Origin of the sequence: Mucilaginibacter polytrichastri (genome assembly GCF_001911425.1) — a bacterium.
GTDB lineage: Bacteria > Bacteroidota > Bacteroidia > Sphingobacteriales > Sphingobacteriaceae > Mucilaginibacter > Mucilaginibacter polytrichastri.
The window spans coordinates 3,305,283-3,318,911 of sequence record NZ_MPPL01000001.1; the positions used below are offsets into that span (position 1 = coordinate 3,305,283).

Annotated in this window: 14 protein-coding genes; 5 read left to right on the top strand and 9 right to left on the bottom strand. The window is 40.0% G+C overall.

The annotated features are described in order from the left end of the window. Positions 1-205 precede the first annotated feature (205 nt). Genes RG47T_RS14030 through RG47T_RS14040 form a run of 3 tightly spaced genes read left to right on the top strand, consistent with a single transcriptional unit; the run spans position 206 to position 4,515 of the window. Entirely contained in the window at positions 206-1,228 is a 1,023-nt protein-coding gene (locus RG47T_RS14030; RefSeq protein WP_074490054.1) for a hypothetical protein, read from the top strand. Beyond that, the gene (locus tag RG47T_RS14035) at positions 1,191-3,836 is read left to right on the top strand and encodes a hypothetical protein (protein ID WP_074490055.1); all 2,646 of its coding nucleotides are present in this window, start codon (positions 1,191-1,193) and stop codon (positions 3,834-3,836) included. The genes RG47T_RS14030 and RG47T_RS14035 overlap by 38 nt, the downstream gene beginning before the upstream one ends. Positions 3,837-3,888: 52 nt before the next feature. After that, on the top strand, positions 3,889-4,515 hold the full coding sequence (locus RG47T_RS14040) for a hypothetical protein (RefSeq protein WP_083627408.1): 627 nt from the start codon (positions 3,889-3,891) through the stop codon (positions 4,513-4,515). 60 nt (positions 4,516-4,575) lie between these two features. On the opposite strand, the gene RG47T_RS14045 is transcribed toward RG47T_RS14040, so the two are convergent. From RG47T_RS14045 to RG47T_RS14065, 5 genes are all read right to left on the bottom strand, one after another. Then, complete coding sequence (locus RG47T_RS14045; protein WP_074490056.1) at positions 4,576-5,001, bottom strand: hypothetical protein; 426 nt, start codon at positions 4,999-5,001, stop codon at positions 4,576-4,578. Positions 5,002-5,063: 62 nt separating this feature from the next. Continuing rightward, a complete protein-coding gene (locus tag RG47T_RS14050) occupies positions 5,064-5,309 on the bottom strand; it encodes a hypothetical protein (protein WP_074490057.1) in 246 nt (81 codons plus the stop codon). A 10-nt stretch (positions 5,310-5,319) separates the two neighbouring features. Further along, a complete protein-coding gene (locus tag RG47T_RS14055; protein ID WP_074490058.1) occupies positions 5,320-6,321 on the bottom strand; it encodes an SPFH domain-containing protein in 1,002 nt (333 codons plus the stop codon). 48 nt (positions 6,322-6,369) lie between these two features. Continuing rightward, on the bottom strand, positions 6,370-7,623 hold the full coding sequence (locus RG47T_RS14060; protein ID WP_074490059.1) for a hypothetical protein: 1,254 nt from the start codon (positions 7,621-7,623) through the stop codon (positions 6,370-6,372). A 184-nt stretch (positions 7,624-7,807) separates the two neighbouring features. Then, positions 7,808-9,022: a hypothetical protein gene (locus RG47T_RS14065; protein ID WP_074490060.1), complete on the bottom strand. Its 1,215-nt coding sequence runs from the start codon at positions 9,020-9,022 to the stop codon at positions 7,808-7,810. Positions 9,023-9,315: 293 nt separating this feature from the next. Here RG47T_RS14065 and RG47T_RS14070 point away from each other — a divergent pair, with 293 nt between their 5' ends. Continuing rightward, a complete protein-coding gene (locus RG47T_RS14070) occupies positions 9,316-10,434 on the top strand; it encodes a WG repeat-containing protein (RefSeq protein ID WP_074490061.1) in 1,119 nt (372 codons plus the stop codon). Between the two features lie 4 nt (positions 10,435-10,438). Here RG47T_RS14070 and RG47T_RS14075 read toward each other — a convergent pair whose 3' ends face one another. From RG47T_RS14075 to RG47T_RS14085, 3 genes are all read right to left on the bottom strand, one after another. Further along, positions 10,439-11,056 carry a M949_RS01915 family surface polysaccharide biosynthesis protein gene (locus RG47T_RS14075; protein ID WP_074490062.1) on the bottom strand — a complete coding sequence of 206 codons (618 nt, stop codon included), beginning with the start codon at positions 11,054-11,056 and terminating at the stop codon, positions 10,439-10,441. 30 nt (positions 11,057-11,086) lie between these two features. Beyond that, positions 11,087-11,518: a hypothetical protein gene (locus RG47T_RS14080; protein ID WP_139302430.1), complete on the bottom strand. Its 432-nt coding sequence runs from the start codon at positions 11,516-11,518 to the stop codon at positions 11,087-11,089. A 162-nt stretch (positions 11,519-11,680) separates the two neighbouring features. Continuing rightward, on the bottom strand, positions 11,681-12,265 hold the full coding sequence (locus RG47T_RS14085) for a hypothetical protein (protein ID WP_074490064.1): 585 nt from the start codon (positions 12,263-12,265) through the stop codon (positions 11,681-11,683). Positions 12,266-12,549: 284 nt separating this feature from the next. Between RG47T_RS14085 and RG47T_RS26105 the strand changes: the two genes are divergently transcribed. After that, complete coding sequence (locus tag RG47T_RS26105; RefSeq protein WP_171972534.1) at positions 12,550-12,717, top strand: hypothetical protein; 168 nt, start codon at positions 12,550-12,552, stop codon at positions 12,715-12,717. A gap of 198 nt (positions 12,718-12,915) precedes the next feature. Here RG47T_RS26105 and RG47T_RS14090 read toward each other — a convergent pair whose 3' ends face one another. After that, positions 12,916-13,587, bottom strand: a complete 672-nt coding sequence (locus RG47T_RS14090; protein WP_074490065.1) for a hypothetical protein — start codon at positions 13,585-13,587, stop codon at positions 12,916-12,918. Between the last annotated feature and the right edge of the window lie 42 nt (positions 13,588-13,629).

Genomic DNA, 13,629 nt, shown 5'->3' on the forward strand with positions numbered 1-13,629 from the left:
ATTGTAGTTATCCCCGTAACTGCTATTATTTTTTACCTAATTAATTATCATTTATCCAAGAAAATAATTTCTACGTAAACCGAATCAATAGTACATCCCCAATTTATTATTCACAAATGCACCAAACCTTCATACAGTTGCTCTCGCCGATATTTTACAGCAATAATTGCCTTCATTTATACACTACCACGGGAGCCATTTGTTGATGAGATCGCTTACTTTCACCAGCCTCGTTATTTTGCTAACGTTGGCATCATGCCATAAAAAACGGGTTGTAAATACTTCTTTCTATTATTGGAAAACGGTATATGAGCACAACGCGGTCGAAAAACAATACATGGGTAGCCTGAACTGTAAACGACTTTACATCCGAATAATGGACGTAGAGGCAGGCGATACCGGCCCCGTTCCCGTTTCGCCCATTAACTTCAAAAACCCACTACCCCAACAGGTACAAATAGTGCCGGTAGTTTATATTGTGAACCAGGCAATCAAAAGCCAAACACGTGCACAACTGGATAATTTGGCAACAAAAATGGTATATTATGTAGATGGGAAAGTTAAACAGGCCGGTAAAGCCACGTTTAATGAATTGCAGATTGACTGTGACTGGACACGCACCACCCGTGATAATTATTTTTACCTGCTTCAACGCATAAAAGCCAACCCGCAGCTTAAAAACAAACAACTATCGGCCACATTGCGGCTGCATCAGCTAAAGAACCAAAAAAGCAGCGGGGTACCGCCGGTTAACCGCGTAATGTTAATGTGTTACAATATGGGTAATCTGCGCAAATACGGCACACAAAATTCCATTCTCGACCAAAGCGAATTAGAAAAATACATGGGTAACAACTTAACTGATTACCCTAAACCAATTGATATAGGCCTGCCCCTGTTTAGCTGGGCGGTTGTATTTAGGCAAAAACAATATATTGGGATAGCCAAAAGGCTGCAAAACGAAACCCTGAAAAACAAAAAACTATTTATAGCAGCCGGTAATAATTTATACACGTTACAGCAAGACATGCCAACATTAGGGTTGAAGCGCGGAGATGAAATAAGATGGGAAGATATACCTGCCGAAAAATTAAAGGTAACCGCCTCGTATATTCATCAATACATATCATCAGATACCGTAAATATTATTTATTTTCATTTAGACGAACCGATACTCAAACTTTACACCTATGACACCCTTAAAGAAACTGCTGATTTGTTTCGTTAGCCTGATCGGATGCTTTTTAATAGGCATTGCTGTAATTGTGGCATGTTCGGACGAACCTGATCCATACGATTATTACACGTCCTTTTTTCACCCGGACATTCAAGGCAAGAAAGATTTTGGTGCTTTTTACTTCACTGATTATAGTTTTACCTACACCGATGAAGAACCTGCAAGCGAGGCCGCCATTAACGCGGCAGAATGGGCAAAATATTTAGGCCCCCCGGTAAAAGCAGCAGATGTAGAAAACATCATGTATGATCTGGATAGCGCAGGAAAAGAAAAAGTATATCATTTTTTTGAGCAAGACCCGCCAGTTGCCGGCAGCCTTGCAGCAAGTAGTTTTTTAGGGGCATTAAATAACCCTGCGCACAAAGCGGCTCGAATGTATTATCAGTTTTCGCTACAGGCAGAAAAATTGGGGCAGCATAATTATAACCCATGGGAACCAGCACCCGTGGATACTACCGGTTTAAAAACCGCTGCCGCCCAAGCCTTACAAGCGGCAAAAGATGAGAATGACAGCTTTTTAAAGCTTCGGTATTTTTACCAGGCCCAAAAGCTTAATCATTATGCAGAGAATTACGCAGAGGCTAAAAGCATCTATGATCAATATATTACAAAAACACCATCGCAAAGCCATGTAAAAGGCTGGGCATTGGCGTTCAAGGCCGGAGAGCTACGCCGCCTAGGCGATACCACAGAGGCGGCGTACCTATTCTCTAAGGTGTTTGCCAATTACCCCGAACGCAGGGTACAGGCCTACCGCAATTACCATTACATTGGCGCACCGTTTGAAAATGTGTTAAAGCTTGCCAATACCCCGCAAGAAAAAGCCAATTTGTACGCCATAAAAGCCTTTGCCGACCCAGAGATTGGTACGGCTGATTTGGAAAAGGTATATGATCTTGCGCCAGGTTCGCCATTGGTGGGCGTACTGCTGGTAAGGGAAATTAATAAGCTCGAACAATATTACCTTACACCGGCATTAAGTAACAATACCGATCAGTTTTACAGTAATCGTTCATTCGTTACAACCAAGTCGCCGCAGCCAATGTCTATGACAAAAAGATGGCTCTTATGGGTAGCCGCCGTAATTCTATTTTCAGGAGCGATCATCTTAATTACGGCGTTTAAAAAGCAGGAGGCCGGGCTTGGCTTTAAAGTAATAGGTGGTGCGCTGCTATTGTTTGGCGCAGTTGGTGTGTCATGGTTCTATGTAAATAAGCATAAACAGACTATTGAAGAAATACAACAGTTACCACAAGGTAGCTTTTTTGTGGCCATGCCAGATAGTGTAAAAAGCAAATACGAAGCACAAATAGAGACGCTGAGGAACTTTTGCACCAAACTAACCAGCGATGCCAAATACCCCGAGCCACAGGTGGGTACATTGGTTAACGCTTATTTGTATTTTATGCAAAACAAACCGGATGATGGGTTATCAGCACTGGGTAAGATGGAAGGAAAGCCGCTCAGCAGTAAAATAGCCGATGAAAAACAAATTCTGAACCTGCTTTTATCTGCCCAACGGATTAAACAGATAAAAGAAGTTGACGAGACAGCATTATTGCCGGCATTAAAATGGCTGAATAATAAAGTGATAGCCGGCGGTAAACCTCAAACAGATGTTTATCCTTCAAGGCCGGAAAGTACTAACCAATTTGCTTTAACCCAGCGTAATTTTTATTCTTATGTACTGGCTCCGGCCTACCTTCGCCAGGGCGATACAACTAAAGCAGCCCTTGCCTTGCTCAAGAGTGATAATAGCAACGGCACGGCTTACCGGTACAACTCATCTTCGCAAATGCCTGCTTTTTGGTATCATTACCTACACGCAGCTGAGCTGAAACAGATTATTAGCTGGAAGGTGAAACGCCCTAATGAGCCTTATATGACTTTCTTGAGTGCAGGCTTAGCAAAAATTGACGACGGCAATTTGTATGAACTACTTGGTACTGCACAGCTGCGCGAACACCATTACCAGGATGCACTGGCCTCTTTCAATAATGAAAAAGTAAAACAAAATTTTGCCAAGTTGAAAGAGACAGCCGTTACATCAGGCAACCCTTTTGAGGTAGAAATAAACGATTACCCCCAAACTGCAACAAGCGGCATTAACAAGCTTGAATTTGCAAAAAAGATGGCAGCACTGGAAGTTAAGCTTAAAAGCGATCCAAAAAATGCTGATACCTATTACCAGATGGCTACCGGTATTTACAACACCTCTACTTATGGCAACTCCTGGAACATGATATCATATCAATGGTCATCTTACGATTTTGGCAGAACGCCGCTTTATTACTACGATACAGATTATATAAAAACGCTACTCGCAAAACAGTATTATTTAAAAGCGCGGGATTTAAGCACAAGCCGGGAGTTTAAGGCCAAATGCACCTTTATGGCTGCCAAGTGCGAACAAAAGCAATATGAAGCACCCTCATTTGTGGAAAGTTATGACACTTTTGATAAGCATGAAAAAGCTTACCTCAAACAACTCACCCATAATAAATACTTCATTGATTTGCAACAGTACAAAACAACATCGTTTTATAAAGAAGCTGTTGATGAATGTAGTTATCTACGCGATTTCATAAAGTCAAACTAAATAATCTACATCATATTTTTAGTACAATTTTAAAAATCATAATTACACTGCTATGAAACTAATGCTGGTTGAGCCAATAGCTCAATTTAAGAAAGTGATTATTTTATTACTTATTGTTATATGTTCGTCTTTAACCGTTAATGCACAAAACGGCACTTACCAAAAAAAGGATGCTAATGGAGCTTACTGCGTTATCTCGTTTCAACGATCAGGCAACCGGGTAAAGGCGGATATTTTTTCCTGGTGGAATACCGCAAGCGCTCAAACCGGCAGCTATAATGGGGAAGGTACCCTTAAAAATAATACTGTGCTTTTGAACAGTGAATTAAATGAGCCCGGGTGTAAGGTAGTATTGACTGTGGTTAACGATAAAATAAAAGCTTCATTTGCAAATTGCAGCACAGACCACCTCCCGACAGACTTTAGCGGCTTATACACAAAATTTACTGATGCTGTGGCAGGCGATTATCAGGTAACTGTTCCGAAAGCTTATTTTTACAAAACAGCGGATTCCGGCAGCAAGCAAAAAGCTTATGTGCTTAAAGGAGACAAGGTGGTACTTGATATAGATAGAATAGCTGCTTGCAAACAAAACTGGGTTTATGTGTACTTTACCAACAAGGCAGGTAAAGATACATCTGGTTATATGTTGCTGAGTGACCTTAAAAAGCTTAATTAGTAACCAAGTAAATAAAGCACCCTGCCCGAAGCCAAAGCAGATAGGAAGCTGTATGTATTGCTATTGCTCATCAATCGGTGTTGATTTGCGCCATTTGCTTAGCGTGATTAAGGAATTTTGCATTACATCATAATATTCGATAGTACGCGTTTTAATATTAACGGCAAACGTGTAATAAGCAACGTAATTATCACCATTATCCTCAGCCACTTTTACCCAGTAGTTGGGGTCGGTATCAGTTGGCAATGTTTCGGCATAAATGGCTAAATGCTGTTTACCCTTGCTATCCTTTTTAACCTCTGCGCTTTTGCGATTCACCTCATCCAGATTTATGATCAGGTTTACCGCCTGATTTTCCTTTGTTTCTGTATGCTTTTTATGAGTAATTTCTGCCTGAAGCTTTTGTTGAGGATGACACGAACTTAATGTGATTGGTAAATAGAATATGAGGGCGGCAAAAATAGCGGGCGGCAGTTTTTTATTCATATCCAAATAATTGGTCAATAAACGTGCAACATTTGATTGCATAATTTACTTCGCAGTCAACTTTATTGCCCCGCTTTTGGATGTGCGCGGTTACCCCTGTCTTCATTATAAAGGCGTTCGCTACTCCTAAAAAAAGCGCCATAATAAACGATTAACAAAACTGCAGCAATGCCTAATACTACAAGTGTTTTGCTACTCCGGATAATGGCTTGCAGGGTTATTATTTGAATATCCCAGATCCGCAGCACAAGTAAACTAATAAAGGCTAAACTAATTAACACGGCAAGTATGCCAATAAATGTTTTCATATTTTGTTATTTAAAGCTTATCCAACCATTCCTTTTTCTTTGCCGCAAACTCATCCTGTGTGATAATACCTTCATCAAGCAATAGCTTTAATTGTTTAAGCTTCACTATCGGGTCTGCACTACCGGCATTCAGTTGTTCCTCTTTAGCTGTGTTAAAGGTTTTACCTAAATCCATCCCCACGCCCAATTGCAAGCCTGCACCTGCCAGGCCACCTTCGTTACGGGCTGCATCGCGCAAGGCTTTTAGTTTTTCCAGTTCTACATAAGTTAAACCACCTTCACCGGCAGCCATGGCTTCGGCTGTTATATCGGCTATTTTTCCTATACGTTCTTTAGTTGTGTCATCAAAAACAGTCCCGTTAAGTTTAAAGTCTGTTAATTCAAAACCCAGTTTATCTAACTCTGCATTTAGCAGTGCTTTAATACTGGTAGAAAGCAAGGGTAACTGCGCATCAATTTGTTGGTAAGAAACGCTGCTTTGCGCTAACACCGATGATAAGCTTTCCGGAAATCGGTTTTGCAATAGCTGCCGTGCCTCCGTTAGCGTATAGGTATCCTTCGAACCTATTACGTTTGAAAACAAGTATAGCGGGTTAGAAATGCGGAAAGAAAACGTCCCATTCGCCCCCAATTCAACCGGTATTTTGTAAATCGGGTCCATGTACTTAATTAACTGTGGGGTTCCCCAGCCTTGGTTCACATTGTCGGACGTGCGGTAAAACCAAATCTTCATCTTATGCTCACTCTCAAAGTTGGTGCGCATTTTTAGTAATGTGGTTATAAATGGATGATTATTAGTCTCCAGGTTATAAATACCATCGTTAGTTAAGTTATCAGTTACCTTGCCCTCATAAACTAATATGGCGCCTTGCCCCGGCGAAACGATCAGTTTTCCTGCATTTTTAAGCTCATCACTATTTGAAGGAAACTTCCATACCAGGATATCAGGCTCCGGGTTTTTCCATTCAATAACTTCCGAAAGCTGATTTCTAAATAAGTTGCCGATGCCCATACTATTGTGCTATTTTAAATTCGTTAATCAATTTACCATCCATGCCTATTATAAACATCGACTCATAGGTTTTTTAACAACAAAGCCGTTTTTAAAACGAAAAGCTTCATCGGTAAAATATTGTTCTCCATTAAATGGCCGGGTAAAAATAATACGCCCATCTGGCACCGAAACGCACTGAACAGATGTATTTGACTTTTCGGCAGCCGCAGCGTTAAAACTTATCAGCACATATTTCTCATCGCCATAAAGTACTTTTGGCGCAAAATATAGCCTGCCAGGCGTCAGGTCTTTATATGAGATCACTAAATCGCTTCCTTGCCTAAAATCGGTAACATGTTTTACACCATTGTAGTCTGAGTATTCTTTTTTTTGAAAAAATGGACGGTCATTACGGCCGCCCTTATCGTCTTTCTGTGTATACATCATCAACTTTATTTTCTCATCCGGAAAATCATCACTGTGTTCACTAAACAAAAAGTATGTGTTTACCTTGGCCCTTGCATCTTTAATTTCTAAGGCATTTTGTGCGGCATAATAAGCTTTCTCGGTATATACACTGTCGGCAATGGGGAAAAAAAATCGGCTTTTGCCGTCGTTAGTCATCAGCTTAAAGCCATCGCCATATTCTTCACCAATAGATTCTATATGGGCAATGCCTGCTTCCAGTTCCTGGTGGTGCGTAAAAAAATTTGGCTGTACCTCTTGCAATTGGGTGTTGCTCTTGTCGACTTTAAAAAGTATGCTTTCATTAGCAATCGCATAAACTTCACCATTTTTAAACATCCGGAACTTAATCTTATCTAGATCTTTTGTAGGAAATTGACCTAAACGCTGGCTTTTCAATTCCTTTCCGTTTAAGGCATTATAAAAAGTAATAAAATTACCTGATCTGCTATCGTGTTCATCATTATCAAATTCGCGATGACCCATAACCGCTATAATTAGCATACCGGTACCATCCTCATAAGCAATACAATCCTTATCACTCCAACGGTAAGCGCTGCTATCCAAAACATTACTTAGAGATTTAGATGACTTATTAAACAGTGTTGGTAAAAAAACGAAAAGCACGAATATAATTAATATGGCGCCAATGATTAGCGAGGCTAATTTGGGTGAAGCTATTGGAGCAGGCTGAGGTGCCTGTTGATAATTAACATTATGGTTGATGGTAATATCATCATTATCTAAAAAATATTCGGTGTCACAACTCAGGCATTTAAAATAATCTGGCTTAATCTCCACATTTTGTGTGGAACCACATTTAGGGCATTGTATCGCTTTTATTTCTTTAGCCATTGAGTAAGTGATAAGAAATTATAGATATACTAACAGCCATCAGTTGGTAAAGGTTTTAGCACCGGGCAGTAAGACGAAACTATTCTTTAAAAAAATAGCTCTATTAATCAATTAATTACCTTTTAAATTTTTAAATATTAGTGCGTTTAATGGTTAGATAACCACTATCTGATCTTATGATCGATCATTCTGTTCGGGCTAATTGATAATTATACACCAGTTTCCCGCCATCAGATATCACCATAACACCGTGCACATAGTCTGCTTCTTCATCCTTACGGTACTCTAGTGCAAAACCCTGTTTGCATTTGGTTGTAGAAAATAGGTTGAAATTATCGGGCGACAAAGCCCACAATATTTTTCCGGTATTTGTATCAATCAGCTGGACGCTCTTTGGCGGGTCGGGCGCAGCGGTAGTGTTTACAACAATTAACAAATGATTGGCATCCTGATAAAGAATTATTGGGCTAAAGTACTTTCTGCCAGGGGTAACTTCGCGCCTTAATATCCGTCCTGCATCATATTTTATTTCAAATAACTGGAGCACATCAAGTTTATCAAAGTCGCCGTTCGCATAGGTGAACTCACAATAGTTTTTCTTAGTTAGCTGCTTCTCTACTGCGTTTGCCTGCTCCTCATTGCTAACCAGCTTCTTTATAGTCGGAAAATAATAAAAGGCCTCCCCTTCATTGCTCATTACTTTTATCATTGCTTTGCGATAATCAAAATCCAGTTTAGCCACCCCCGAACTCAGTTTTGGATAGTCTTTAAATGTACTTTTAGTAATGTCGATAAGGCGGTTGTTTCTGGTATCTAACTCCAGCAGCGTGCTGTTACACCCTATCGCATAGATCATATCAGGCGAGTAGGTTTTAAACGTTAAGGCGCACCGGTCATTTCGCAACCGTTCATCTGTTATAATGCGGTCTGCGATCAACTTACCATCCAATGCATTATTAAACTGCGCATGCAGCTCTTGATACGATTTATTATTACCATTGTTAATATAATCAACGCCGATACGTAAATAAACCGGGTTATTGGTGGCAGTGTTGGTATAAACATAACTGCTGTAATATGACCGGGGTATTTTATAAGTACTATTGGTGTAACTGCTAGTTGTATTTATTTTTGTTTGAAAAAGCATTGTTGTTATGTAGGCAATTGCTATAAATGCTATTGCACCTAAAAGGATATAAACCGGCAGTTTAGAATTCACGGGCGGTGCAGAATTTTGCAGGGGGGGCACCCGGTCATGGTGATAATAATGATGTACATCGTCACTGTCCAAAAAATACTCTGTTTGGCAGTTTTGGCATTGGTAAAAATCCGGCTTTATCTCTTTCTTGTATGTGCTGCCACATTTAGGGCATTGTATCGCTTTAATATCTTTCGCCATGTGTGGTTAAACATTGTTACAGGCGTTCTGTTTTGCCTCGGCCAATACGTTTTATACGGCATTGTTACTGGCTGGTCTATTGCTTCTTAAAAATTCTGAGGTGTTATTGCTTGTGATCGCTATAAATAGGTGTATCGATAAAATACAAGCTATATGGTAACAAAATGAGGCTCTATATTCCATCGTTTTTGTACATTATTTTTTAATTTCATATTCTATTTATTGATCTTCACAACACTCGGGGATTTGTTAAGGTTAACTAACGCGCAAGTACCCGAATAAATAACAGCATCGTGCGCAATACAAAACGCTATCTTCTTTTATTATTATTCTGCATTTCCATCAGTTCACTTCATGCACAAATAGCCAATAACTGGTTTAGCTATTATAATGCTCAAAAGGAATCTATAGGCTATAAGGATGCAAACGGAAAGATCAAGATCCCTGCACATTTTAATGGCCTTACCCATACATCCACATTCCGAAATATTATTGCCGTAGATGATGCAGACACGCACACCTCCTACTACCTGTTAAAGAATGGGCAAAATGTGGCTAAAGACAGTTTGTATGTATGGGACTTTACATACGACTGCGAGCAGGAAGGCACCATCAGATTTAGAGACCCAGTTACAGACAGGGTTGGATTTTTAGATAAAAATGGCAAGGTGAATATTAGGGCTGTTTACAATGATGCAAGGCCGTTTTATAATGGATTGGCGTTGGTGATCCATGACGGGAAACGTATTTGTGCCGATGGGACACCATACAAAGCTGAATTTTGCGAACACTGGAGTTGGGATGGGATAACCGCACTAATCAACAAAAAAGGTGAAATAGTAGCCGACAGCATTAATATAATGAACACGGCAAACTTAAACTGGTATTCTGGCAAAGTTGCCGATGGCCCTGCCGATACAACTTTGTATACCTCGTTTAAGGCTAAAAATAATAAGTATTACACGTTTATCAATTACCAAAAAGAATTTGAAAACTGGTTTTACCAGCACTTCCTTTCCGGTTTGCAAAGCAACTCTTTACCATCTTACTGCTTTGACGAACTTACCGTTGAAGGGTTGTGGAAGCAAACACTTAGGAAGCATTACAGCAAAGATATTTTTATAAAAAAGTATAGTGCATTGCTGCTGTTAAAGTTGGCCGCTGTTAAAAAACGCCAACTTGAAACAAGTATCGTTAGTGAAGAATTGAACACGCTAATTTATAATAGCAGGCTTTTTAAAACTTACCATACAGATTGTGGCGCCCCCAACACGGCGAAGTTCCCATCGTTTGATGTAATAACCAGCCATTACACTAACAGCCACCAGCTAAATTACCAGGAGCACTACTCGTTTTTAAGAACAACTGATGGGTACAAACTTATAGCTGTGGCATTGAAATCTATAAAATAACTCATTACATAGTTTCCAGCACATATTTATTCCACAGCTTCCCGGCATATACTTTAAAACTAAGCGGTGCCTTTTTAAACTCATCGCTGGTAATTACACCGCCATCGTGCTGAATAGCATTGCCAACCTTTATCATGCTGATACCTCTCATCGCATATTTGGTAGCCCCTTCGTGCATAATAATTTTAAAGTCACTTGGGCTTATATCTCCGCGGCAACTTAACCGGTAGGCAACCCATACTTCAGCTTTTCCATTCTTATCCAGGTCTGTAATGGTTAAGGAGCCAGGTATAAAGTTAGCTACCATATCTAAGCTACAATCGGTAACCATATCGTGCAGTTGCCATAATAGCACAGGTGCTCCTACTTCTCTTAGCTGATACACGTAACCATAAAGATGGGCCTGTTTAAATTCATCATCTCCTTTTTGCGGCTGTATACCAGTTTGTGTAATTATGGCTAAGTAGCTGCCCGTATTATCCTGATATTTGACAGACTGCACTGATTTACCTTGGAAGCTTATATTTTTTGGCAAGTTTGCATTGGCCACCGGTTGCATTTTTATTTGGCCATAAACCCAAGAGTTGATAAATAGTAGTGTAAAAGAAAGAATAGTACGCATGTTTCAATAAATTAATTAACTGACAATGTTTTAGTGCATACAACCTAACCAAATGAAAGTACGTTTGGCATAAGCATCCGGATATACTTTATTGATGATTGCTAATTGAGCCTTCATAGAAGCAGATTTAACATTTGTGATCGCTGCCATCACTATGTAATATCCTTTTGCAAACCCTTTATAAGCGTTAGAATATTCTACCGAAATATAACTATCATTAAATGCGTTGCCATCCCCTCGCGCCGGGTAGCAAGGGTAACCTATTTCGTCACAGTCGGCCTTGCTCATGGTTAAGCCAAGCTCCTTGTTTGGGCTTAACTTACGTAGATCGAGTTTTTTATGTAAACGGCTTGCCGCTTGTTGAGCAGTGGTCAAAGCTATTTTGTAATCCTTAGTACTTCGCAAAATTATAATGTCTTTAGGCACTTCGGTGTTAAAATTATCCTGTGCTTGTACGGCCAAAACATTTATAACCAACGCAAAAACGCACCCGATTAAGCATCGGTATAATCTTTTAAAATTCATATACAGTACTGTTTTTTTGTCATCAATAATTTACTTAATACTTGCTTTTAATATGCTTAACTGCCTCGCAAATTAATTCGCATTTGTTAGCAGCGCTGTTTACTTATAAATATCGAACTTTTCAAAAGGCACCTTTCCAAAATCTTTCACAGTTTTAACCTGGGTTTTTACCTCTTCGTGTGATATGGCATGAAAATGCTCTCCTCCATCCTTGTATAAAAACCAGGCCTTTTCTGCAGGGGCATATTTAAATGTAATGATGCGGGTCCAACGCCAGCCACTGCCGCCATAGTGCTCTACAGAAAAATAGCCATTTTTTATGGTAATCCCGGTAAATGGGTCGCCCATCTGCCCGCCGCAGTCTACACAATACACCGCGTTATCGCTGTAGGCAGCTAGTTTATATGTATTATTTGCCTGCCCGATTAACACCAGTAAAGGTCTTTTTTCGGGATGATCGATCACATCTGAGGTTTTTTCTTCGCCTTTTTTATACAACACCATAACGGCGTCAGGATAAGCATCTTTGTTAAGATCGCCTTTGGTTAGGTCGAGTACATTATAGCCTTTTAAAATAAACTGCTTCATATTAACCGGAACAGATACCTCTATTTTGGGCTCTTGTGCCATAATATGTGTACTAATCCCCGTTAGCAGTATGATAAAGTAGTGATATAAACGCATACTGAAGTTTAATAAAATTATATTAATACACTCCTTAAACAGCTAAAACAACAAATGTTTGCTGTTTGGATTGATTATTAATATGTATTTTGATGTGCCGAATAAAAATGGCAAGCAAGATTTGTTTACGGTGAGCTCGTTAAGAAAGAGTGCCGACATTGATCGCTTTATTAAAGAGCTTTATCAGATAATGGAAATGCGCATCGTGTAGTTGATTAATGAAGTTGGAGCAGATGTAATGGCTATATAGGCCCGTAACTAAAAGTGAGATTCACTAAATAGCCATGATCTACAATTTGGCTTATATGATCGACGGTGAGGTACTGCGGTCGGGGCCCCCAAAGTCTATCTCGTCATTTAATTTGAGCTGGTTTTGGGTACCTGCCTGCCCTGCCTTAATCCGGCCGGCTAACTTAATTAATGAAGTTGAAGCAGATGTAATGGCTATATAGGCCCGTAACTAAAAGTGAGATTCACTAAATAGCCATGATCTACTATTTGGCTTATATGATCGACGGTGAGGGACTGCCGTGGGTCGGGGCCCCCAAAGTCTATCTCGTCATTTAATTTGAGCTGGTTTCGGGTACCTGCCTGCCCTGCCTTAATCCGGCCGGCTAAGTTAATTAATGAAGTTGAAGCAGATGTAATGGCTATATAGGCCCGTAACTAAAAGTGAGATTCACTAAATAGCCATGATCTACAATTTGGCTTATATGATCGACGGTGAGGTACTGCCGTGGGTCGGGGCCCCCAAAGTCTATCTCGTCATTTAATTTGAGCTGGTTTTGGGTACCTGCCTGCCCTGCCTTAATCCGGCCGGCTAACTTATTTAACCCCTTGTTGATCTCTAATGGTGTATTAAGCCCGCTATTTAATTCTCGCATTAGTGTTAAGGCGGCTGTATACCAGTAATTGATATCGGTAGTATCTGCGGCAAAGCGGGAAGTTTCTATCTCAACATTCAGAATATAATACTCGCAGCCAGATTGTTTGATGGTAACTTTATCACCTTGCGGTAAGGTGAGTGTTTCTATCCCGGTAATACCGTCAGCCTGTAATGCAAAATGCGCACCCGGGAAAATTGATTTTTTTACTACCGGCCCAGCCGCGCCACGAGGGCAATCTATAGGTTTCATCGTATCTGCAGAAGCCAGAATGGGTGCTGCCACAGCGGTTGTAGTATCAACCTTTATCTCTTTATTATATTTAACCTTAACTGGTTTTTTTTCGTGTGTATTACATCCAGTCAAAAATGCAAAGGCCACCAGGCTTATCAATGTATAGCATTTTTTCACTTTAGCAAAATATTTTAATAGGCTCATAAGTAGGTTCAGCTATTAACTGGATGGGGTTTGTTCGTGATC